This window comes from Amycolatopsis melonis, assembly GCF_040064235.1.
GTDB lineage: Bacteria > Actinomycetota > Actinomycetes > Mycobacteriales > Pseudonocardiaceae > Amycolatopsis > Amycolatopsis melonis.
On sequence record NZ_JBDZYD010000005.1, the window covers coordinates 1 to 23,035 of the forward strand.

Annotated in this window: 18 protein-coding genes; 11 read left to right on the top strand and 7 right to left on the bottom strand. The window is 71.0% G+C overall.

From position 1 onward, the window contains the following. The first annotated feature begins 49 nt into the window (after positions 1-49). Together ABJI51_RS13940 and ABJI51_RS13945 are read left to right on the top strand one after the other, a co-directional pair. A complete protein-coding gene (locus tag ABJI51_RS13940; protein ID WP_348950867.1) occupies positions 50-1,606 on the top strand; it encodes a PucR family transcriptional regulator in 1,557 nt (518 codons plus the stop codon). A gap of 165 nt (positions 1,607-1,771) precedes the next feature. Then, positions 1,772-2,689 carry a zinc metalloprotease gene (locus ABJI51_RS13945; protein ID WP_348950869.1) on the top strand — a complete coding sequence of 306 codons (918 nt, stop codon included), beginning with the start codon at positions 1,772-1,774 and terminating at the stop codon, positions 2,687-2,689. Between the two features lie 67 nt (positions 2,690-2,756). On the opposite strand, the gene ABJI51_RS13950 is transcribed toward ABJI51_RS13945, so the two are convergent. Both ABJI51_RS13950 and ABJI51_RS13955 read right to left on the bottom strand, forming a co-directional pair. Continuing rightward, on the bottom strand, positions 2,757-3,170 hold the full coding sequence (locus ABJI51_RS13950; RefSeq protein WP_348950871.1) for a pyridoxamine 5'-phosphate oxidase family protein: 414 nt from the start codon (positions 3,168-3,170) through the stop codon (positions 2,757-2,759). Further along, positions 3,167-4,102: a zinc-binding dehydrogenase gene (locus tag ABJI51_RS13955; protein ID WP_348950873.1), complete on the bottom strand. Its 936-nt coding sequence runs from the start codon at positions 4,100-4,102 to the stop codon at positions 3,167-3,169. Before ABJI51_RS13955 ends, ABJI51_RS13950 begins: the two co-directional genes overlap by 4 nt. Positions 4,103-4,258: 156 nt before the next feature. On the opposite strand from ABJI51_RS13955, the gene ald reads away from it, so the two are divergent. Next, positions 4,259-5,374 (top strand): alanine dehydrogenase, encoded by a 1,116-nt coding sequence (gene ald / locus ABJI51_RS13960; protein WP_348950875.1) that lies wholly within the window; start codon positions 4,259-4,261, stop codon positions 5,372-5,374. Between the two features lie 2 nt (positions 5,375-5,376). Here ald and ABJI51_RS13965 read toward each other — a convergent pair whose 3' ends face one another. The 3 genes from ABJI51_RS13965 to ABJI51_RS13975 are packed head-to-tail and all read right to left on the bottom strand — an operon-like array spanning position 5,377 to position 8,579. After that, positions 5,377-6,489, bottom strand: coding sequence for an acyltransferase family protein (locus tag ABJI51_RS13965; RefSeq protein ID WP_348950877.1), 1,113 nt, complete (start codon positions 6,487-6,489; stop codon positions 5,377-5,379). Between the two features lie 46 nt (positions 6,490-6,535). Continuing rightward, complete coding sequence (locus tag ABJI51_RS13970) at positions 6,536-7,909, bottom strand: sensor histidine kinase (protein WP_348950878.1); 1,374 nt, start codon at positions 7,907-7,909, stop codon at positions 6,536-6,538. Next, positions 7,902-8,579: a response regulator transcription factor gene (locus ABJI51_RS13975; RefSeq protein ID WP_348950880.1), complete on the bottom strand. Its 678-nt coding sequence runs from the start codon at positions 8,577-8,579 to the stop codon at positions 7,902-7,904. The genes ABJI51_RS13970 and ABJI51_RS13975 overlap by 8 nt, the downstream gene beginning before the upstream one ends. A 469-nt stretch (positions 8,580-9,048) precedes the next feature. Between ABJI51_RS13975 and ABJI51_RS13980 the strand changes: the two genes are divergently transcribed. The 4 genes from ABJI51_RS13980 (at position 9,049) to ABJI51_RS13995 (ending at position 15,442) form a co-directional block, all read left to right on the top strand. Beyond that, positions 9,049-10,065, top strand: coding sequence for an ABC transporter ATP-binding protein (locus ABJI51_RS13980; protein WP_348950882.1), 1,017 nt, complete (start codon positions 9,049-9,051; stop codon positions 10,063-10,065). Next, positions 10,065-10,952 (top strand): ABC transporter permease subunit, encoded by an 888-nt coding sequence (locus tag ABJI51_RS13985; RefSeq protein WP_348950884.1) that lies wholly within the window; start codon positions 10,065-10,067, stop codon positions 10,950-10,952. Before ABJI51_RS13980 ends, ABJI51_RS13985 begins: the two co-directional genes overlap by 1 nt. Before the next feature lie 94 nt (positions 10,953-11,046). Next, positions 11,047-14,790 carry an ABC transporter ATP-binding protein gene (locus ABJI51_RS13990; RefSeq protein WP_348950886.1) on the top strand — a complete coding sequence of 1,248 codons (3,744 nt, stop codon included), beginning with the start codon at positions 11,047-11,049 and terminating at the stop codon, positions 14,788-14,790. Between the two features lie 181 nt (positions 14,791-14,971). Continuing rightward, positions 14,972-15,442: a DUF4291 family protein gene (locus ABJI51_RS13995; RefSeq protein ID WP_348950888.1), complete on the top strand. Its 471-nt coding sequence runs from the start codon at positions 14,972-14,974 to the stop codon at positions 15,440-15,442. Here the strand turns inward: ABJI51_RS13995 and ABJI51_RS14000 are convergent. Further along, on the bottom strand, positions 15,439-15,711 hold the full coding sequence (locus ABJI51_RS14000) for a hypothetical protein (RefSeq protein WP_348950890.1): 273 nt from the start codon (positions 15,709-15,711) through the stop codon (positions 15,439-15,441). The genes ABJI51_RS13995 and ABJI51_RS14000 overlap by 4 nt on opposite strands. Before the next feature lie 258 nt (positions 15,712-15,969). Between ABJI51_RS14000 and ABJI51_RS14005 the strand changes: the two genes are divergently transcribed. Further along, on the top strand, positions 15,970-19,677 hold the full coding sequence (locus tag ABJI51_RS14005; RefSeq protein ID WP_348950891.1) for a multifunctional oxoglutarate decarboxylase/oxoglutarate dehydrogenase thiamine pyrophosphate-binding subunit/dihydrolipoyllysine-residue succinyltransferase subunit: 3,708 nt from the start codon (positions 15,970-15,972) through the stop codon (positions 19,675-19,677). Between the two features lie 61 nt (positions 19,678-19,738). Here ABJI51_RS14005 and ABJI51_RS14010 read toward each other — a convergent pair whose 3' ends face one another. After that, a complete protein-coding gene (locus ABJI51_RS14010; protein WP_348950892.1) occupies positions 19,739-20,443 on the bottom strand; it encodes a hypothetical protein in 705 nt (234 codons plus the stop codon). A gap of 90 nt (positions 20,444-20,533) precedes the next feature. Between ABJI51_RS14010 and ABJI51_RS14015 the strand changes: the two genes are divergently transcribed. The 3 genes from ABJI51_RS14015 to ABJI51_RS14025 are packed head-to-tail and all read left to right on the top strand — an operon-like array spanning position 20,534 to position 22,851. After that, on the top strand, positions 20,534-21,295 hold the full coding sequence (locus ABJI51_RS14015; RefSeq protein WP_348950893.1) for a class I SAM-dependent methyltransferase: 762 nt from the start codon (positions 20,534-20,536) through the stop codon (positions 21,293-21,295). Between the two features lie 43 nt (positions 21,296-21,338). Beyond that, a complete protein-coding gene (locus ABJI51_RS14020; RefSeq protein WP_348950894.1) occupies positions 21,339-21,857 on the top strand; it encodes a GNAT family N-acetyltransferase in 519 nt (172 codons plus the stop codon). Between the two features lie 13 nt (positions 21,858-21,870). Next, on the top strand, positions 21,871-22,851 hold the full coding sequence (locus tag ABJI51_RS14025) for an LLM class flavin-dependent oxidoreductase (protein WP_348950895.1): 981 nt from the start codon (positions 21,871-21,873) through the stop codon (positions 22,849-22,851). Positions 22,852-23,035 lie beyond the last annotated feature (184 nt).

Consider the following 23,035-nt stretch of genomic DNA (forward strand, 5'->3'; position numbering starts at 1 on the left):
CCGCCCACCCCGGCAGGCCCTTCCCGGATTTCTCGGCGAGAATGACCCCGTGGTCTCGGTACGCAGCGTGGTCGACCGGGTGGGGCCGACGCTGCTCCACGCTCTCCAGCTGCCCGACGACTGCCCGGCGGTCGCCGACGTCGTCATCGCCGAACCCGGCGGCGCGCTCACCCTGGCCGCCGGCGACCTCGTGCTCGGCGTCGCCACCACCGGTCCCGAAGACGCCGCCGAGCTGGTCAGGCAGAGTGCCGCGCAGGGCGCCGCGGCCGTCCTGCTCAAGCCGCCGCTCGCCGCGAAGCCGCCGGTGAAACGGGCCGCGAAGGCCAGCGGCGTCGCGCTCATCCAGGTGCACGCCGCGACGTCGTGGGCGCAGCTCGTGTGGCTGCTGCGGACCGTCCTCGACGCGCTGGCCGACGAATCCGAGGACCTCGACCCCGGATCGGGTGATCTGTTCCGGCTGGCCGACGCCGTCGCCGCGGTCGTCGACGCGCCGGTGACCATCGAGGACACCAACTCGCGCGTGCTCGCCTACTCCGCGCGCCAGGACCTGACCGACCCCGCGCGCGTCGCCACGATCATGGGCCGCCGGATCCCCGACGACGTCCTCGCGCGGTTCCGCTCGCGCGGGGTGTTCCGGGAGCTGTCCCGCGGACGGCAGACGATCTTCGTCCCCGCCCAGCGCGACGGCACGCTGCCGCGGCTGATCGTGCCGATCCGGATGGGCGGCGAGCTGCTCGGGTCGATGTGGGCGGTGGTCGCCGGGCCGGTGTCCGACGAGCGGGCGGCCGCGTTCGCCGACGCCGCCCCGGTCGTCGCGCTGCACCTGCTGCGGCGGCGCGCGCACACCGACGCGCAGCGCCGCGCCTCGGCCGAACTGCTGCGCGCGGTGCTCGAAGGCCGCGCGAACCCGCGCAAGGCGATGGCGGAGCTGGACCTGTCCGACGAGCCGCACCGCGTGGTCGTCATCGAGGTCACCGGCGGCGACGGGCGCGACGCCGAGGGCCTGCGGCTGGCCCTGCTCGAACGGCTGTCCCAGGGCATCGGCCGCCGCCCGGTGGCGACCGAGCTGGGCGGGCTGCTCTACGCCGTGGTGCCGGACCGGCCGGGGCCCGGCGGCTGGGCCGAGCTGCGGCAGGCCCTGGCCGCGCAGCCAGCGTCCCGGCGTGGCGGGGCCCCGCGGGCGGCGGCGGGCGCACCCGGCGAAATCGGCGACCTCTCGGTGTCCCGCGCCCAGGCCGACGAAGCACTGGGCCTGCTGCGCGCCGAGCTGATCGGCGAGCGCGTGATCGCGTTCGACGAGGCCTGGACGGCGTTGACGCTGCACCGCGGCGCGACGGCGGCGGCCGCGGCGAAGGTCGCGGAACTCGGCCCGCTGAGCGCCCTGCGCGCGCACGACGAGACGAGCAACGCCGGGTACGTCGAGACGCTCTACGCGTGGCTGCGGCATCCCGGCGACCCGCGCGCGGCGGCGCGGCAGCTGCGGATCCACCCCAACACGCTCCGGTACCGGCTGCGGAAGCTGCTGGAGCTGGTGCCGCTGGACCTCGACGACCCCGACGTCCGGCTGGCGCTGCTGACCCAGCTGGTCGCGCTGCACTGGAGCTGATGGGCCATTCGGCCCAGCGCGCGACGTATGCGTTACTCCGCATGGATCGCGCCGAACGTTCGGATTGTCTTTTCCCGCCGAAAGATGGTGGATTCACCAAGATCGCGTGCCGCATCTTCTCCTCACCACCCCGGGTAGCCGGGTCGTTGCCAGAGGAGTTCGTCCATGAGCAGTTCGAAGCGGTTCGGCAAGGCCGTCAGGCTGGGCGCGGTGTCCGCGCTCTCCCTCGTCGCGCTGACCATCCCGGCCGCAGGAGCCGGGAGCGCCGCCGCGGCGCCCAGCGGTGACTGCTTCACCCCCGCCCACGCGGCGGACCGCAGCAAGGACGGCCACGCCGACACGGTGTCCCCGGCAGAGGCGGCCCGCATCGAAGCCGACATGCAGAGCAAGCTCGCCGGCAAGCGCACGGCGTTGTCCGCGCAGGCCGCGGCGGTGTCGATCCCGGTGTACTTCCACGTGATCACCAGCGGCTCGGCGGGCAACCTGCCCGCGTCGACGATCAGCAAGCAGATCTCGGTCCTCAACAGCGCGTACGCGTCGAGCGGCTTCAGCTTCTCGCTGGTCAGCACCGACTACACCAACAATTCGACGTGGTACAACGGCATCACCGACGGCACGTCGGCCGAGCGCAACATGAAGAACGCCCTGCGCAAGGGCGGCAAGAACGCGCTGAACATCTACACCGCCAGCCTCGGCGACGGCCTGCTCGGCTGGGCGACGTTCCCGTCGAGCTACGCGTCGCAGCCGAAGATGGACGGCGTGGTCATCCTCGACGAGTCGCTCCCGGGCCGCTCGGCCACGAACTACAACGAGGGCGACACGGCCACCCACGAGGTCGGCCACTGGATGGGCCTGTACCACACGTTCCAGGGCGGCTGCTCCGGCTCGGGCGACTACGTGTCGGACACCCCGGCCGAAGCCTCGGCGACGTCCGGCTGCCCGGCGAGCAAGGACACCTGCACGTCGACGGGCGTGGACCCGGTGCACAACTTCATGGACTACAGCTACGACAGCTGCATGTACGAGTTCACCCCGGGCCAGGCGACGCGGATGCAGAACTCCTGGTCGGCGTACCGCGCCTGACACTCCCGCTCCCGCGGTGAAACCGTGAAGGCCTCCTTGCCGTCTCTGCTGACCGGCAAGGAGGCCTTCACGGCACCTGGTAGCTGAGGTCGGTCAGCACCAGCCGGGACGGCCGCAGGTGGATCCAGAGGGTGTCCGGGTTTTCGTGCAGGTACGCGCGGAACCGCGGGTCCCAGCGTTGCTCGTCCTGGCCGAGGTAGCGCACCAGCTTCCGGCGGCCGCGGGCGACGTCGAACGGGCGCAGCTGCGCGTCGCCGCTCGCCAGCACCTGCCGGACCTCTCCGGTGTCCAGCTCGCAGACGTCCACGGTGAGCGCGATCCGCGGCCGCCGCCGGATCCGCGACGGCAGCCGGGACCACGAGCCGCTCAGTATCCAGAACGCGCCGTCCTCCCAGAGGTACCACGTCGGCCGGACCGTCGGCCCGTCCGTGGCGACCCGGGCGGTGAGCGGCCGGGCGAGGAATTCGTCCACTTCGGTCATACGACCAGCAGCGTCTTTCCCACCGTGGCACGGGATTCGATGGCCGCGTGGGCGTCGGCCGCCTTCTCCAGCGGGAAGCGCTGCCCGATCACCGGCACCAGCTCTCCCGCGGCCGCCGACGCCAGCGCCGTCTCCGTGAAGGCCCGCATCTCCGCGGGCCCGCCGATCGAACGCACCAACGTGACACCCCTGGCCGCAGCGTCCTCTTCGGACACTTCCGTCCACGCGCCGCCCGCCAGGCCGTACACCGCCATCCGGCCGCCCGGGCGCAGGAGGCCGAACGCCGCCGTGCCGATCTCCCCGCCCACGCCGTCGAACACCACGTCCACCTCGCCGACGCCGTCCGTCCAGCCCGCCGCGCGGTAGTCCACGGCGAGGTCCGCGCCCAGCGCGCGGACCTGGTCGAGCTTCCCGCCCGCCGCGCCGATCACCGTGGCGCCCGCCGCCTTCGCCAGCTGCACCAGGAGACTGCCGACGCCGCCCGCCGCCGCCTCGACCAGGACACGGTCGCCGGAGCGCACCCCGGTGGCCGTCGTCAGGCCGACCGCGGTCCGGCCGTCCGCGAGGACCGCCACGGCCGCGTCGAGTTCCAGCCCGGAAGACACCGCGAACACCGAAGCCGCGTCCACCGCGACCCGCTCGGCGTACCCGCCGGAGCCGCCGGTCGACGTCACCACCCGCTGTCCCACCAGCGCCGGGTCGACGCCCTCGCCCACCGCGCCGATCACCCCGCCGACCCCGTTGCCCGGGATCAGCGGCGGCTCCGCCCGGAACGGTCCCGGCCGTCCCGCCCGGAACTGCGTCTCGACGAACGTGATGTTCGCGAACGCCACCTCGACCAGTACCTGACCGGGTCCCGCGACCGGGTCCGGGGCCTCCCCCGGGACCAGCACTTCCGGACCGCCGAACTCCCGCATCCACACCGCACGCATGCCGGTCACCCTGCAACTTCGAGTGGACTGGAGGTCAAGATCATTGTCCGCCGAGCACCATGATCACGGCGTAGAATTGTCCGCGCGGCACGATGACACCGTCGTCCGGGTGGCTCACCGTGAGTGGCACCACCGCACCGACTCAGGAGGCCGCCCGTGCGTATCGCCGTTCCCCGTGAGATCAAGAAGCACGAATACCGGGTCGCGCTGACCCCGGCGGGGGTGCACGAGCTGGTCGGCCGCGGGCACGACGTCTTCGTCGAGACGGGCGCCGGCGTCGGCTCGTCCATCACCGACGACGAGTACGTCGCCGCCGGCGCGAAGATCCTCGGCACCGCCGACGAGACCTGGGCCGAGGGCGAGCTGGTCCTCAAGGTCAAGGAGCCGATCGCCGAGGAGTACCCCCGGCTCCGGCGCGACCAGGTGCTGTTCACCTACCTGCACATCGCCGCCGACCGGCCGCTGACCGACGCGCTGCTCGCCGCCGGCACCACCGCGATCGCCTACGAGACGGTGCAGACCGCGAACGGCGCGCTGCCGCTGCTCGCCCCGATGTCCGAGGTCGCGGGCCGGCTGGCCCCGCAGGTCGGCGCCTACTCGCTGATGAAGCCGAGCGGCGGCCGCGGCGTCCTGCCCGGCGGCATCCCCGGCGTGCACCCGGCGCGCGTCGTCGTGATCGGCGGCGGTGTCGCCGGCCTCAACGCCGCCCGCGTCGCCCTCGGCCTCGGCTCGGACGTCGAGATCCTCGACACCAACGTCGACCGCCTCCGCCAGATCGACCACGACTTCGGTGGCCGCATCCGCACGGTGACCTCGACGCGGTTCTCGGTCGAGGAAGCGGTGCTGCAGGCCGACCTCGTCATCGGCGCGGTGCTGGTCCCCGGCGCGAAGGCGCCGAAGCTGGTCTCGAACGACCTCGTCGCGCACATGAAGCCGGGCAGCGTGCTCGTCGACATCGCGATCGACCAGGGCGGCTGCTTTGCCGACTCGCGCCCGACCACCCACGACGACCCGACCTACACGGTGCACGAGTCGGTCTTCTACTGCGTCGCGAACATGCCGGGCGCGGTGCCGCGGACGTCGACCTACGGCCTCACCAACGTCACGCTGCCGTACGCGGTCCAGCTGGCCGAGCACGGCTGGAAGGCCGCGCTGCAGGCCGACGCCGCGCTGGCGAAGGGCCTCAACACCCACGACGGCGCCCTGACCAACGGCCCGGTCGCGGTGGCGCACGACCTGGCGCACACGCCGGTGGAGTCCGTGCTCGCCTGACCTCATTTCCCCCGAGCGGGTCCCTGTCGCACCGCGGCAGGGGCCCGCTCCCCTTTTCCGGCCAGCCGCCGTCCGAAGGCGATCGCGGGCAGCTCGACCCACCGCCGCAGCACGCAGGCAAACAGCAGCGCGACGGCGGACGTGGCGACCGCCTTGCCCAGCCCGGTCGGCAGCAGCAGGCCGGTCACGCCCGCGGCCCCGGTCTGGCTGAGGTACAGCGCGTACGACCGATCACCGACGTAGGTCAGCGGACGGCTCGACAGCACCCGCCGGACCGGCCCCCGCCCGACGACGGCCACGAGCAGCAGCGCCGAGCCCGCAGCATAGACCGGCACGACGAACTGCCAGTGCCCGCCGAACTGCTGCCCGAGCGGCTTGACCGACACCTGCAGCACACAGAACCCCACGGCGACCAGGAGCGCCCCGGCCGGGCTGGTCAGCGGCCGGAAGACGGCGAACCCGCGCGGGTGATGCAGGGCCAGGGCGAGCAGGCACCCGACCACCAGCGAGCCGTAGTGCACCGACAGGCTCGCCCACTGATGCGACGGCGCGAGCGGCAGCACGCCCAGCACGACGGCCACGAGGCCGCAGCCGATCATCAGGCGCAAGGCGGTCTTACCGGTCTTCGCCACCGACGTCAGCACGAGCAGCGCGGGCCAGCCGAGGTAGAACTTCTCCTCGACGCCGAGCGACCACGACGTCGGATACGGCGTGTTGTAGTCGACGAGTTCGTTGCCGAAGACGAGGTAGAAAGGCATCGCGTCGGCAAGCCGGCTGCTGTGGTAGGCCCCGGCGACCGTCACGGCGAGCGCGGTCAGCCCAAGCAGCAGGAAGTACACGGGCATGATCCGGAAGACGCGCCGAAGATAGAAGTTCCGCAGCGAGATCCGGCCGACGCGCTCCTCCTCACGCAGCGCCAGCGTCGTGATGAGAAAGCCGGAGAGAACAAAGAACAGCTGGACGGCAATCCAGCCCTGCAACCGGTCGACAACCGGCCCGCCATAGTGGAAGAAGACAACGGCCAGCGCGGCAAGGGCCCGCACACCGGCGAGGCCGGGAAACCAGGACGACGCCCGGTACTCGGCGTGGTCGAGCGGCTGCCAAGAGAGGAACATGCCGGGCAGCGTCGAACTCCGACGCTGAACCCAAGCTGAAGCGACCTTAAGACGTCTTCAGGTCCGGCAGCCGCACAACGAACCGGCTCCCACCGTCAACCAAGACCGTGCCCCCGTGGACCCGGACGATGTCGGCCACGATGGCCAGCCCCAACCCCGAGCCACCATCGTCGCGCGCCCGAGCATCGTCGAGGCGCACGAAGCGGTCGAAGACCCGCTCGCGCTCACCTTCCGGAATCCCCGGCCCGTCATCGTCGACAACCAGCAGAGCGTAACCGTCCACTACGGACACGGTGACGACAACGCGAGAGACGGCATGCCGCTGCGCGTTGTCGACAAGGTTGCGAACGAGCCGTTCCAGCCGAGCCCGATGCCCAAGCACCACCGGCGTCGCACCAACCTCGACGTCAACGCCATCCCGACCCCCGGCAACCGCCACGACCACTTCGGACAATGCCACGGGTTCGAGCCGCTCGGGGCCGCCGTGGTCGAGCTTGCCAAGCAGCACAAGATCGGCAACAAGCTCCTGAAGCCGCGTGACGTCGAGAAGCGCGTTCTCGCAGGCACGCCGCCAGTCGAGCCGATCAGGATGGGCAAGCAGAACCTCAAGCTGGGTCCGCAGCGAGGCAAGAGGCGTACGCAGCTCATGGGAGGCATCGGAGGCGAACCGGCTCTGCCGCGCCACGGCCTCATCAAGCCGCCCGAGCATGCTGTTCATGGTCCCAGCCAGCCGCGCAATCTCATCCCCGCTCCGCGGAGCGGGAACCCGCCGCCCCAGATCCTGAGCCCCAATCCCGGCAACCTCGGCCCGAATGGCCTCAACGGGCCGAAGCGCCCGCCGAACGGCCAGCCAGGCAATCACCCCAATGAGCAAGGCAACAGCAGGAACCCCAAACCCCAGCGCGGTCCGAACCGAGTCAACGGCGGCAGTTCCAGCCTCATCAACCGCAACACCGGCAAAGACGTGATAACGGCTGTCCCCGCTAACCCGCGCAACAACATGCAGCCGAAGATCACCATCAAGCCCACCCAGCTGCGGAGCACACCCAACCGACTCGGGAAGGCTCCGGTCGTACTGATAGGGCCGCACCACCTGAACCCGATCGACATCCCAGCGACCACCGAGATTGAGGGTGGCCCCCACGAGGGCGGGACAGGACGCCACCCGCCGCCCCGAACGATCGGTGACCTCATAGATCGAGTCCCGCACAAGCAGCGGCAGATCCCCAGGCCGAGCCCCGGTATTGAGCAGCTGCACAATGGCATCGGCATGAGCACCGGCAAGCTGAACGGCGGCATCCTCAAGCCGCCCCCGAGCCTGAAGCACAAACCAAACGGACACGGCACCCAGCGCCAAGGCCGAGGCAACAAAGGCGCTGACGGCAACACGAAAGCGGGTGGACCGCCAGAAGCTAGCCACCCGCGGAAACCACGTGGTAACCGGCCCCCCGAACGGTCCGGATGGTCTCAACCCCAAAGGGAGCATCGATCTTGCGCCGCAGGGCACTGACGTGCACCTCAACAAGGTTGGCGGTGGCACCGGCGGCAAAGTCCCAGAGATTGTCGAGCAGTTCGGCCTTGGTGACGACTTGTCCCGACCGCTGCAGCAAGTAAGCCAGCAGGGCAAATTCCTTACCGGTAAGAGTGATGCCAACGTCCCCACGCCGACAGGTGTGCCGAGCCTGATCGAGTTCAAGATCACCCACCTTGAGGACACCCGGCCGGGTGGCCCCACCCCGCCGAATGAGAGCCCGCAACCGCGAGAGCAGCACCCCATAGGAGAAGGGCTTGGGCAGAAAGTCATCAGCCCCGGTATCAAGAGCCTCGATCTCGTCGTCCTCACCGTCCTTGGCGGTGAGCATGAGAATGGGAGTGCAGTCCCCCTGCTCCCGAAGCCGCCGGCAGACCCGATAGCCGTTCAGCCCAGGAAGCATGATGTCGAGAACGATGGCGGCATAGGAGTGCTCCCCGGCAAGCCACAGAGCATCCCGCCCATCGTGGGCAAGATCAACGGCATACCCCTCACCCCCAAGCCCAGCCCGCAGAGCCTCAGCAAGCCGCCGTTCATCTTCAACAAGCAAGATCCGCACCAGGCAACAATCCCACAGACGGCCAACCAAGCTGGAAGCCACGAGAGATATGGACCGAGCTGGAAGCTGCGAGGAAGGCACCGTGGGGGTCCGGGGGGCTCGGCCCCCCGGGTAGACACGGGTGAGGCTGAGCAAGGGCGGAGGCCGAAGCAAGGGCGAAGCCCGCAGCGAGAGCCGAGCCCGAAGCGAAAACGAGGGCGACCCGCTCAACCAGCCTGGGGGTCACTGGGAGCGGGTCGCCGGGTCCTAGCTTAGAGGGCGCGGGCCGAGTTCGCTGCACCGGGTCGGCAAGTCGCACGAATTCTTTACCAAGTTGATCTGGTCGGGCCGGTGAATCCTCAGGTCAGGCGGCCGTCCGGTCGCGGAACGTGACGAAGGTCGCTCTGGGTGGCTTCGGGTGTTCCGTGCGCGCGAGCGTCGCCGGTAGGGCAGGATGACGCCGCATCAGCGGGGAACGTTAGGGGACGGTATGCACGACGGCAGTGGCCGGATTGTGGTGCAGAACCTGAGTAAGCAGTTCGGCGCGGTGAACGCGGTGCAGAACCTCAGTTTCACGGTCGAACCGGGTTCGGTGACGGGCTTCCTTGGCCCGAACGGTGCCGGGAAGACGACGACGTTGCGCATGCTGCTCGGGCTGGTGACGCCGACGTCGGGGTCGGCGACGATCAACGGGCGGCCGCACGCGCAGCTGGGGAATCCGGCGCGGGTGGTCGGCTCGGTGCTGGAGAACGAGGGGTTCCATCCGAGCCGGACGGCGCGTAACCATCTGCGGGTGTATGCCGCGGCGATCGGCGTGCCGGATCGGCGGGCGGACGAGCTGCTGGGCCTGGTGGGGCTGGGCAGTGCCGCGGACCGGAAGGCGGGCGGGTTCTCGCTCGGTATGCGGCAGCGGCTGGCGCTGGCGACGGCGTTGCTGGGTGATCCGCAGGTGCTGGTGCTGGACGAGCCGACGAACGGGCTGGACCCGGAGGGCATCCTGTGGCTGCGGAACTTCCTGCGGTCCTATGCGCGGGAGCAGCGGCGGACGGTGCTCGTGTCGAGTCACCTGCTGAACGAGGTCGAGCAGCTGATCGACCAGGTGGTGATCATCAGCCAGGGTGTCACGCGGTACTACGGTCCGCTGGAGCAGCTGCGGAAGGGCCAGCAGTCGCGGGTGCTGGTGCAGCCGGCGGATCCGGGTGCGCTGGTGAAGGCGTTGCAGGAGAACGGCATCCAGCAGGTTTCGCCGACGCCGGACGGCCGGGTGGCGGTCGCCGGGTCGAGTGTCCAGCAGATCGGTGACCTCGCGGCGAAGGCCGGGATCGCGGTCTACGGGATGCAGGAGGAGCACGCCGATCTGGAGCGGATGTTCTTCCAGCTGACGCAGGGCCAGTACGCCGGCGCGCCGGGGTTCCCGCCGCAGCCGCAGTACCAGGGCCCGCCGCCCGGCTACCCGCAGCAGTACCAGCAGGGCCAGCAGCAGCACTGGGGAGGACCGCAGCGGTGATGGGCAACCTGGTCAAGGCGGAGTTCCGCAAGACGCTGTCGCTGAACACGTGGTGGGTGCTGCTGATCCCGCTGGTGCTGGTGGCGTTCTGGCTGACCTTCGCGTGGGGCAGTCTCACGAACGACTTCGCGGACTTCCTGGGCTCGGAGGACGCCCGGCAGGTCACCGAGATGATCGGCCTGGACCCGAACGAGATCCCGGTGGGGCTGCTGGCGCTGGCGCACGGCGTGAACATCGCGCAGCTGGTGCCGGCGTTGTTCGGGGTCTTCGCGCTGGCGGGCGAGTACCGCAGCAAGACGATCACGACGACGTTCCTCACCGCGCCGAACCGGATTTCGGCGCTGACCGCGAAGATGCTCACCTACGTCGCGTGGGGTGCCATCTACGGCGTGGTCAGCTTCGCGGTCTCGGCGGGCGCGGTGATGGCGTCGGTCGACTCGGGCCGCTGGCCGTCGGCGGGTCAGTGGCTGGCCGCGTTCGGCGGGACGGTGCTGGCCGCGATCCTGGTGACGTTGTTCGGCATCGGGTTCGGCGCGGTGCTGCGCAGCGTGCCGCTGGCCGTCGTGCTGCTGATGGTGTGGTTCCTCATCATCGAGAACGTCCTGGTGATCGCGTTCTGGGGCTGGGGTGACATCCGGTTCCTCGGCGGGATCCTGCCGAACGGCACGGCGAACGGGATCGTCGGCGGCATCGCGGCGGACGCGTTCGGCTTCAACTCCCTCGCCCTGCCGAGCAGCGTGGACTCCGGATCGCAGCTGGTGCTGCAGCTGACCGCGGGCGCGCCCGGCGTGTTCTCGTGGTGGGCTTCGGCGCTGATCTTCTTCGCGTGGACGATGCTGTTCTTCGGCCTCGGCTGGGCGGGCAACCAGAAGCGCGACATCACGTAGTACCCCGGGCGCCCCGGGACAGAGCCTCGGGGCGCCCGGTGTCCATCCGCGTTCGCGGAAATATTTTGTCGGTGGTCGCGCTTACTGTGACAACGTGACCACCGCCCCGCCTCGCTCCCGTCAAGAGCTCCCACCCGCCGGGACACCCGGCTGGATCCGCAGGCTGTCCGCCGCGGCGTGGGAGCACCGCGTGCTCGTCGTGCTGTCGCTGCTGGCGGCCGCGTTCGGCGTCGGCGTGCAGGCCGCGAGCCCGCTGCTGGTCCGCTCGGCGGTGGACGGCGCGGTGGACGGCGACACCGGCGGGCTCCCCGGGATCGCCGCCTTCCTGGTCGCACTGCAACTGGTCGCCTTCGGCAGCGCGTTCGCGCGCCGCTACCTGGGCGGGAAGCTCGCCCTCGACGTCCAGCACGACCTGCGGCAGCGCGTCTTCAACGCGGTCTCGCGGCTGGACGGCGGCAAGCAGGACGCGCTGCGCACCGGCCAGGTCGCCTCGCGCGCGATCTCCGACCTGCAGCTGGTCACCGGCATCCTGATGCAGGTCCCGCTGTCGTTCGGCTCGGTGGTCTTCGCGCTGCTGTCGTTCGTCGCGATGCTGTGGCTGTCCCCGCTCCTGACGCTGATCGCGCTGGTCGTCACGCCCGCGGTCGGCATCATCGTGACGCGCAGCCGCAAGCGCCTGTTCCCGGCGACGTGGTCGGCGCAGCAGCGCGCGGCGGACGTCGCGCAGCAGGTCGAAGAGACCGTCACCGGCGTCCGCGTGGTCAAGGGCTTCGGCCAGGAAGCACGCGAAGTCTCGAAGCTGGAAGCGACCGCGCGCAAGCTGTTCGCGGAGCGGCTTCGCGCGGCGAAGCTGTCGGCGACGCCGACGGCGACCACGGCCGCGCTCCCCGCGGCAGGCCAGGTCGCCGTGCTGGGCATCGGCGGTGTCCTCGCGCTGAACGGCTCGATCACCCTCGGCACCTTCCTCGCCTTCGCGACCTACCTCGCGACGCTGATCGGCCCGGCCCGGATGCTGTCCGGCCTGGTCGTGCAGGCCCAGCTGACCCGCGCAGGCGCCGAGCGCGTGTACGAGCTGATCGACGCACAGCCGGAAGTGACCGACTCCCCCGATGCGCGGCCGCTGCCGGACGGCCCGCTCGGCGTCGAACTCGACGGCGTCCGCTTCGGCTACACGCGCAGCGAACCGGTGCTGGACGGCCTTTCGGTCACCGCGCACCCCGGCGAGACCCTCGCGCTGGTCGGCACCGCGGGCTCCGGGAAGTCGACGATTTCCCTGCTGCTGCCCCGGTTCTACGACGTGCACGAGGGCGCGGTGCGGGTCGGCGGGCTCGACGTCCGTGACGTGCCGCTGCGGCAGCTGCGCCAGGCCATCGGCGTCGTCTTCGAAGAAGCGTTCCTGTTCTCCGCGTCGATCCGGGACAACATCGCCTACGGCCGCCCGGACGCGAGCGAGGAGGAGATCGTCGCGGCCGCGCGCGCGGCCGAGGCGGACGGTTTCATCCGCGCGCTGCCGGACGGCTACGACACGCTGGTCGGCGAGCGCGGGCTGACGCTGTCCGGCGGCCAGCGGCAGCGGCTCGGGCTGGCCAGGGCCCTGATCACCGACCCGCGGATCCTCGTCCTCGACGACGCGACGTCGGCCATCGACACGGTCACCGAGGCGGCCATTCACGACACCCTGCGGTCGGTCACCGCTAGCCGGACGACCCTGCTGATCGCCCACCGGCGGTCCACGCTCGCCCTCGCCGACCGGATCGCGGTGCTGGACGAAGGCCGCGTCGTCGACGTCGGCACCGAGGCCGAGCTGATGGCGCGCTGCCCGCTGTTCCGCGAGCTGGTCGCGGGCCCGGGCGACGACGTCGAGGAGAAGCACCGCTGCGAAAGCCTCGACTGCGGCCCGGCCGGGATCACGCCGTCGCTGTGGCCACGCGAAGAGCGCGACGAGGTCGACGCACTGGCCGAAGCGGCGCTCCGGCGCAGCGGCGACCCGAACAACAGCGGGTTCGTCGGCGGGGGCGGCGGTCTCGACGTCCCGCCGACGCCGGAGCTGATCGAGGGCGTGCGCAAGCTGCCGCCCGCGCCCGACCGGCCGCGGCTGCCCGGCATGGACGTCACCGCACCCGACCCAGGGTTCCGGCTGGCGCGGCTGCTGCGGCCGGTCCGGTGGCCGCTGGCCGCGGTGATCGGGCTGGTCGCGGCGGACGCGCTGGCGTCGATCGCGCTGCCGGGGCTGTACCAGTTCGGCGTCGACCACGGCGTGCGCGCCGGCGTCGAGTGGATGATCTGGCTGGCCGCCGGGATCGGCGCGGCGGTGATCGCGGCCGACTGGCTGGTGGTGTTCGCGCAGACGCGGCTGACGTCGCGGGTGGGCGAAACGGTGCTGTACGCGCTGCGCGTCCGCAGCTACGCGCACCTGCAGCGGCTCGGGCTCGACTACTACGAGCGGGAACTGTCCGGGAAGATCATGACCCGGATGACCACGGACGTCGACGCGCTGTCGACGTTCCTGCAGACCGGGCTGGCGACGGCGGTGGTCAGCGCGCTGACGCTGGCCGGGATCACGGCCGCGCTGCTGGTCACCGACGCCGGGCTGGCGCTGTACGCGCTGGCGATGGTGCCGGTGCTGGCGGTGGCCACGGTGATCTTCCGGCGGTCGGCGTCGAAGGCGTACAACGAGGCCCGCGAGCGGGTCAGCGTCGTGAACGCGGACATGCAGGAGAACGTCAGCGGGTTGCGCGTGGCACAGGCGTACACGCGCGAAGACCGCTCCGCGGAGGCGTTCGCTTCGCGCAGCGACGAGTACCGGCGCTCGCGGCTGCGGGCGCAGCGGTACGTGGCGACGTACTTCCCGCTGGTGGCGCTGCTGTCCGACCTGGCGACGACGACGGTGCTGGTGGCGGGCGCGAACCGCGTCTCGGCGGGCACGCTCTCGGCGGGTGTGCTGCTGGCGTTCCTGCTGTACCTGCAGCAGTTCTTCTCGCCGATCCAGCAGCTGTCGGCGGTGTTCGACGGCTACCAGCAGGCCCGCGTCGGCCTGAACCGGATCGGCGACCTGCTGCGCACGCCGACGTCGGTCCCGGCGGCGGAGAACGCGGTCGCGGTGCCCGACCGGCTCCGCGGCGAGGTGTCGTTCAAGGAGGTCGACTTCGCCTACGCCGGCGCGGAGGGCAAGGCGCTGGAGCAGTTCTCGCTGGACGTCGCGGCGGGCGAGACGGTCGCGCTCGTCGGCGCGACCGGCGCGGGCAAGTCGACGGCGGTGAAGCTGGTCGCGCGCTACTACGACGTCACCGGCGGCGAGGTCCGGATCGACGGCACGGACGTCCGCGAGTACGAGCTGGCCGGCCTGCGCCGCCGGATGGGCGTGGTCCCGCAGGAAGCCCACCTGTTCTCGGGGACGGTGGCGGACAACGTCCGCTACGGCCGCCCGTCGGCGTCCGACGCGGAGGTCGAGGCGGCGGTCCGCGCGGTGGGCGCCCTGGACGGCGTGGCGGCACTGCCCTCGGGCTTCCTGCAACCGGTGGGCGAACGCGGCCGGTCCCTGTCGGCAGGCCAGCGCCAGCTGGTCGCCCTGGCCCGCGCGGAACTGGTGGACCCGGATGTCCTCCTCCTGGACGAGGCCACGGCAGCCCTGGACCCATCAACGGAGGCCGCGGTCCTCCGGGCAACGGAGACGGTGGCCCGCCGCCGCACGACGTTCGTGGTCGCCCACCGCCTGGCGACCGCGGCCCGCGCGGACCGCATCGTGGTCCTGGACCACGGAAAGATCGTCGAAACCGGAACCCACGAGGAACTCCTGTCCGCCAACGGCCACTACGCCCGCCTCTGGTCCCTCGGCTGACGTGCGGCGAGGGGCATCACGCGTGATCCGAGGGGCATCACGCGTGATTGGCGGGGCATCGCGGCTGATGCCCCTCCAGACACAGTTGATGCCTCTCCAGACACACGTGATGCCCCTCCAGACACGCGTGATGCCCCTCGCCGCATGGCCGGGGCAGGTCCGTGCTGGGAGCATGGCGGGCATGTTCGAGGAGAAGCGGGTTCCCGACCGGCAGGTCCGGGCCATGCAGACGGAGACGACCGTCCGGGTCTACCTGGCCTGCCCGCCCGCCGTCGCCGACGACGCGCTCGGGAAGCAGGACCTCGGGCGGGTGGGGGCCGTGTGGCTCACTCCATCGTTCCGTCTCGCCGCCCACCTCAGCGGCAACGGGAGCGAGCCGGGGCGCGAGCGCGTCCTGGCCGTCGACCTCACCCGCGAAGGCTTCGAGCGGGCTCTCCGGGAGCACGTCGAGTGGGTCCCGGAACGGGACCTCGACCACTCGCCGCTGAACTTCCAGGCGATCCGGATCCGCAGCGAACTCCCCGGCGCATGGGTCACCGCGGTCGCCGACGTCACCCCGGTCGTGCGGGACGTCGCCGGGCTCCTGGCCACCGACCGGCTGCACCTGGCGGTCAAGCTCGTCCCCCACGAACCGCCGTACGAACCCGGCTAAGGCAGCGCCCGCCACTTCAGCTCGCCGAGGCCGGCCGCCTCGACGTCCGGGCGGGACGCCCAGCGGACCGTGCCCGGCCGGACGTGGACGCCGGCGCCGACCAGCCAGTCCGGTTCGTCGGGCTCGACCCACTCCATCTGCTCGAAGTCGGCCAGCGTCGGCCAGACCGCGGCGCACGAGTCGCACCGCAGCACGATCGCGCCGGACTCGGTGACCAGCGGCCGTACCAGGCCCTGGTCCCAGAACGAAGGACATTCGACCAGCCACATTCTCCCAGGAGAACCCGCCGCGGTGAACGGCCGCGGGCAGCGCGGAGAACCCCCGCCGAAGAGCCAGGGAACCCTGGACCGGGTCCAGCGTTTAAGGTTCCCTTAGCACATCTTGATCGAGTCAGTGACCGATCCCCTAGTGCGCCACGCCTCACACAGGCCGGTTCCATCACATCGCGGTCACCGAGGGGGTTAGCCTGGTAGGCGCATCAGCGGATTCAAGATCGAGATCGAGACGGATAGAGGCGAGCCCCAGCCGTGTCCAGCAGCAGCCCTGCGTCACAGTTCGGCCCCAACGAGTGGCTGGTCGAAGAGATGTACGACCAGTTCCTCGCCGACCCTTCTTCAGTCGATGCCGCCTGGCACGACTTCTTCGCGGACTTCAAGCCGACGCAGAGCGCGCAGGCCAAGGCGGACAACGCCCGGCAGCAGGCCGACGCCAAGCCCGCCACCAACGGCCAGGCGGCACAGCCGTCGGCCAAGGCCGTGCAGAACGCGGCGTCGGCGGCCAAGCAGGCGGCCCCCGCGAAGCCGGCCCCGGCGAAGGCCGCCCCGAAGGCGGAGGCGAAGCCCGAGCCGAAGGCGGCCCCGAAGGCCGAGGCCAAGGCCGACGCGAAGAAGGACGAGCCGGAGTCGAAGCAGCTGCGCGGTGCCGCGGCGGCCATCGCCAAGAACATGGACGCCTCGCTGAGCGTCCCCACCGCGACCAGCGTGCGCGCGGTCCCGGCGAAGCTGATGGCGGACAACCGCATCGTCATCAACAACCACCTCAAGCGCACCCGCGGCGGCAAGATCTCCTTCACGCACCTCATCGGCTACGCCATGGTGCGGGCGCTGAAGGACTTCCCGAACATGAACCGGCACTACCAGCTGATCGACGGGAAGCCGTTCGCGGTCACGCCGGAGCACGTCAACTTCGGTCTCGCGATCGACATGAAGGGCAAGGACGGCTCGCGCAACCTGGTCGTCGCCTCGATCAAGGCCGTCGAGGACATGACCTTCCTGCAGTTCTGGCAGGCGTACGAGGAGATCGTCAAGAAGGCCCGCACCAACAAGCTGACCGCCGACGACTTCTCCGGCACGACGATCTCGCTGACCAACCCGGGCGGCATCGGCACCAACCACTCGGTGCCGCGCCTGCAGGCAGGCCAGGGCGCCATCATCGGCGTCGGCGCCATGCAGTACCCGGCCGCGTTCGAGGGCACCAGCGAGAAGACCCTGGTCGACCTCGGCATCAGCAAGATCATGACGCTGACCTCGACCTACGACCACCGCATCATCCAGGGCGCGGAGTCGGGCGAGTTCCTCAAGCGCATCCACGAGCTGCTGCTCGGCGAGGACGGCTTCTACGACGACGTCTTCACCAGCCTGCGCCTGCCGTACGAGCCGATCCGCTGGGTCGCCGACATCCCGGACGGCCCGGTCGACAAGACCGCCCGCGTCATCGAGCTGATTGACGCGTTCCGGATGCGCGGCCACCTGATGGCCGACACCGACCCGCTGAACTACCGCCAGCGCAGCCACGCGGACCTCGACGTGCTGTCCCACGGCCTCACCCTCTGGGACCTCGACCGCGAGTTCCCGGTCGGCGGCTTCGCCGGCCAGGAGCGGATGAAGCTGCGCGACATCCTGGGCGTGCTGCGCAACTCGTACTGCCGCACGGTCGGCATCGAGTACACCCACATCCTCGACCCCGAGGAGCGGCGCTGGATCCAGGAGCGCGTCGAGATCCCGCACGAGAAGCCGGACCCCGCGGTCCAGAAGTACGTGCTCTCGAAGCTGAACGCCGCCGAGGCGTTCGAGACGTTCCTGCAGACGAAGTACGTCGGCCAGAAGCGGTTCTCGCTGGAAGGCGGCGAGACGGCGATCCCGCTGCTCGACACCATCCTCGACAAGGCAGCCGAGCACGAGCTCGACGAGGTCGTCATCGGCATGCCGCACCGCGGCCGCCTGAACGTGCTGGCCAACATCGTCGGCAAGCCGATCAGCCAGATCTTCCAGGAGTTCGAGGGCAACCTCGACCCGGGCCAGGCGCACGGTTCCGGTGACGTGAAGTACCACCTCGGCGCCGAGGGCAAGTACTTCCGGATGTTCGGCGACGGCGAGACGAAGGTGTCGCTGACCGCGAACCCGTCCCACCTGGAGACGGTCGACCCGGTGCTCGAGGGCATCGTCCGCGCGAAGCAGGACATCCTCGACAAGGGCGGCGAGGGCTACACGGTCCTGCCGGTCCTGATGCACGGCGACGCGGCCTTCGCGGGCCAGGGCGTCGTGGCCGAGACGCTGAACCTGGCGCTGCTGCGCGGCTACCGCACCGGCGGCACCGTGCACGTCATCGTCAACAACCAGGTCGGCTTCACGACCGCGCCGGAGCACTCGCGCTCGTCGCAGTACGCCACCGACGTCGCGAAGATGATCGGCTCGCCGATCTTCCACGTCAACGGCGACGACCCGGAAGCCGCGCACTGGGTGGCCAAGCTGGCCGTCGACTACCGGCAGGCGTTCCACAAGGACGTCGTCATCGACCTCATCTGCTACCGCCGCCGCGGGCACAACGAGGGCGACGACCCGTCGATGACGCAGCCGGCGATGTACGACATCATCGACACCAAGCGCTCGGTCCGGAAGACCTACACCGAGTCCCTGATCGGCCGCGGCGACATCTCCGTCGAGGAGGCCGAGGCCGCGCTGCGCGACTTCTCCAGCCAGCTGGAGCACGTCTTCAACGAGGTCCGCGAGCTGGAGAAGCACCCGGCGAAGGCCAGCCCGTCGGTCGAGGAGGAGCAGCAGGTCCCGGCCAAGGTGAAGACCTCGGTCGACCGCGACGTCATCGAGCGCATCGGCGACGCGTTCGTGCAGATCCCCGAGGGCTTCACGCCGCACCCGCGCGTCAAGCCGGTGATGGAGCGGCGCCACAAGATGTCGCGCGAAGGCGACATCGACTGGGCCTTCGGCGAGCTGCTGGCGTTCGGGTCGCTGGCGATGGAGGGACGGCTGGTCCGGCTGTCCGGCCAGGACTCGCGCCGCGGCACGTTCACCCAGCGGCACTCGGTCTTCATCGACCGCAAGACCGGCCAGGAGTACGCGCCGCTGCAGAACCTGGCCGACGGCCAGGGCCGCGTGATGATCTACGACTCGGCGCTGTCGGAGTACGCGGCGGTCGGCTTCGAGTACGGCTACTCGGTGGCGAACTCCGAGGCGCTGGTGATGTGGGAAGCGCAGTTCGGTGACTTCGTCAACGGCGCGCAGACCGTCATCGACGAGTACATCTCCTCCGGCGAGGCCAAGTGGGGCCAGCGCTCGGACGTCGTGCTGCTGCTGCCGCACGGCCACGAGGGCCAGGGCCCGGACCACACCTCCGGCCGCATCGAGCGGTTCCTCTCGCTGTGCGCGGAGGGCTCGATGACGGTGGCGGTGCCGTCCACCCCGGCGAACTACTTCCACCTGCTGCGCCGCCACGCCCTCGACGGCATCCAGCGCCCGCTGATCGTCTTCACGCCGAAGTCGATGCTGCGCAACAAGGCCGCGACGTCGGCGGTCGAGGACTTCACCGGCGAGAGCCGCTTCATGTCCGTCATCGACGACACGACGCCGGACCCGGCGCAGATCCGCAAGGTGCTGCTGACCTCCGGGAAGCTGTACTGGGAGCTGGTCGCGGAGCGGGCTAAGCGCGAGGCGCACGACGTCGCGATCGTGCGGATCGAGCAATACTACCCGCTGCCGAAGAAGAAGCTGGTGGCGGCGCTGGAGCGGTACTCGAACGCGCAGCAGATCACCTGGGTCCAGGAGGAGCCGGAGAACCAGGGTGCATGGCCGTTCTTCGGCCTGAACCTGCCGCGGAAGTTCCCGGAGCTGCTCTCGGGCCTGCAGGTCGTGTCGCGCCGCCCGATGGCGGCACCGTCGGCGGGTTCGTCGAAGGTGCACGAGGTCGAGCAGAAGGCGCTGATCGCGAAGGCGTTCGACTGATCGCCTGACCACGGCGAAGGCCTCCTCCCCGGTTCGCCGGTGAGGAGGCCTTCGCCGTTTCTCAGCCGAGGGCTTCCGAAGCAGCCTTCGCGAGGCTGTGCGCGTTACGGCGACAGCGTTCGAGATTGCGGTCGGTCGCGTCGGCCGCCGAGACGATCACGGTCGCGTCGACGTTGCCCTGGTAGAACCGCACGCCGCACTGCAGTGTGCTGCCCTGGTTGTACTCGACGTCCGCGGCCTTCGTCGCCTTCCCGATCTTCTCGGTGATCGGCTTCGCGCCGTCGTCGACCGCGTTCTCGTACCCGGCGGCCGCGTACCCCGCGCCCGCGCCGGAGCCCGGCTGCTTCGACTTCGACAGGTACATCGACAGGTCACCCGCCGACGAGCCGGGCTTGCGCCACGAACAGCCCAGCACGGACTGCTCGATTTCGGGGTTCGAGGTGCTCGCCGGTTCCGGCGGCTTGTCGCTGTCGAGCGGCGGCAGGTTGTTCATCCGGCTGCCGATCTCACTGCACCGCGGCAGCGAGGTGTACCGGTCCGGCTCGCCCGCGGGTGACGTCGTGGTGGTGACCGGCGCGGCTCGCTTGTCGTCGCGGGCGGTCAGCAGGAAGAAGGCGCCGACGCCCACGCCGGCGAGCAGGAGAACTCCGACGACGACCAGCGTGACGACCAGCGCGGTCTTCCCGGACTTCGGCGGCGGGTAGCCGGGGTACTGCGGCTGGGGATACGGCTGCTGCTGATAGGGGTACTGCGGTCCTTGCTGCACGAACCGGACACTAGGCCATTCGCGCGACCGGAGCGGGCGTTTCCGCCCGAACCACCCGCGGTGGTGACGGGTTACTCCGATGATGAGGACATGACCGCCGGTTCACGCGCCCTGTCGTTCGACGTCGCCGCCGCGCAGTACGCGGCGAGCCGTCCCGCCTACCCCGCCGCGCTCTTCGACGACCTCGAGGAGTCCACGGGCAGCCGCCTGGCCGGCGCGCGGGTCGCCGACGTCGGCGCGGGCACCGGAATCGCCACCGCGCTGCTGCGGGAGCGGGGCGCCGAGGTGGTCGCCGTCGAGCCGGGCGGCGCCATGGCAGGCGAGTTCCGCCGGGCGCTCCCGGACGTGCCGGTCGTGCGGGGTGACGGCAACGCCCTGCCGCTCGCCGATGCTTCCTGCGACCTCGTCACGTACGCGCAGTCCTGGCAGTGGACCGACCCGGGCCGGGCGCGTCCGGAGGCGCTGCGCGTCCTGCGCCCGCACGGGGCGCTGGCGATCTGGTGGAACACCACGGCCTTCGACGTCCCGTGGATCCGGGCGCAGCACGCGCGCATCGCGCAGCACTGCGGGGTCGAGCCGCGGCCCGCGGTGCGGCCCCCGGACGGCGAGGCCGTCCGGCTGGCGGGACTGACGGGGCTGCGGGTGACCCGCCGTCAGCTGCGCTGGAGCCGCACGGTCTCGCTGGACGTGCATCTCGCCAACCTCGGCAGCCGCTCGGCGTTCCTGGTCCTCGGCGAGGACGGCCGCCGGGCGTTTCTCGCCGACGAGCGGGTGCGGCTGGGGAGGATGTTCCCCGGCGAAGAGGTGGAAGAGACCTACGTGGTCGACCTGCTGGTGGCGCGGCACCCCTGAAAACGATTTCCGCTCGGCGCCGGTTCACGGCAAGGTGACGCTCATGCTGATCCGCCGGGAAACTCCCGCCGACCAGGCGGCGATCCACGCAGTACACAGCGAAGCGTTCCGGCGCGAGGAGGGCGTCACCCCGATCGAGGCACCGCTCGTGGACGACCTGCGCGCCGAAGGCGACCTGATCGCCGCGCTGTCGCTGGTGGCGGTCCGCGACGGCGAGGTCGCCGGGCACGTGTGCTGCAGCCGCGCCCGGCTCGGCGGTGATCCGGCGGCCGCCGTGGGGCTGGGGCCGCTCGGCGTGCTGTCCGCGCACCAGGGTTCCGGCGTAGGTGCAGCACTGATGCACGCGGTGCTCGCAGCGGCGGACGCACTCGGGTACGGCCTGGTCGTCCTGCTCGGCGAGCCCGCCTACTACGCGCGGTTCGGGTTCACCGCGGCGGCGGAGTTGTCGATCGTTTCGCCGGATCCGAGCTGGGGGAAGTACTTCCAGGCCCGGACGCTGGCGGCCTACGAACCCACCCAGGCCGGCGCTTTCGAGTACGCGCCTGCCCTCGCCCGGATCTGAACAGGAGCTGCGCATGTACGCACCCACGACGTCGGTCGGTGTCCGGATCAACCGCGAACAGCCGCCGTCCCGGCTGATCGAGCTGGCCCGGCAGGCGGAAGACGCGGGGCTCGACGAAGTCTGGCTGGTCGAAGACTGTTTCTGGGCGGCGGGAATCGCCACGGTCGCGACGGCGCTGGCGGCGACGTCGACGATCAAGGTCGGCATCGGCGTGCTCCCGGCGGTCGCCCGCAACCCGGCGATCGCGGCAATGGAGATCGCGGCGCTGGCCGAGCTGCACCCGGGCCGCCTGATCGCCGGCTTCGGCCACGGCGTGGCGTCGTGGATGCGGCAGATCGGCGCGTACCCGGCGTCCCCGCTGGCGGCGCTGGAGGAGACGCTCGTCGCGGTCCGCAGGCTGGTGGCGGGCGAGCGGGTCTCGATGAGCGGCAGGCACGTCCACCTCGACGAGGTCGAGCTGGTGTTCCCGGCGTCGACGCCACCCCCGCTGGTGGCGGGCGTCCGGCGCCCGAAGTCCCTGGCGGTGGCGGGCGCGACGGCGGACGGGACGATCCTCGCCGAGCCGGCCCCACCGGAGTACGTCCGCACGGCACTGGCAGGCATCGCCCCAGGCCGCGCGGCGGCGGGTGCCCCGCCCCACCACGCGGTGGTGACGTACAACTGGCTGGCCCTGGGCGACCCGGAGCGCGCCCGCCGGACGGTCGCGGAATCCCTGACCCCGGGGGCGCGGGTCCAGGTGGAGGGCCTGCCGTTCGCGGCAGAGCTGCTGGAGCTGGTTGATGCGGCAGCCACGGTGGACGAGCTGGCAGCGGGCCTGCACCCGGAGTGGCTGCAGAGCCTGGCCATCTGCGGCGACCTGGACCACTGCGTGACGGCGGTCCGTTCCCTGCACGAGGCAGGCAGCGGCTCGGTGGTGTTGCTGCCGTTGCCGGAGGAGCCCCCGGAGCGCGGAATCGAGGACGCGGGCCGGGTGGCGGCAGCCCTGCGCGGCTGACGAAGACGAGCTTTCGGCGGCCTGGCTCCGAGCGGGGCCGGGCCGCGGAAAGCCGCCGCCCTGGCTCACCGACGAAGGCCACAGGCGCTACCAACCCGCGGCCGACAACGACCACCAGCCCCCGACCCGCCTCCGAGCGGGACCCGGCCGCGGAAAGCGTTCACCGCGCCGCCAACCCACCCGC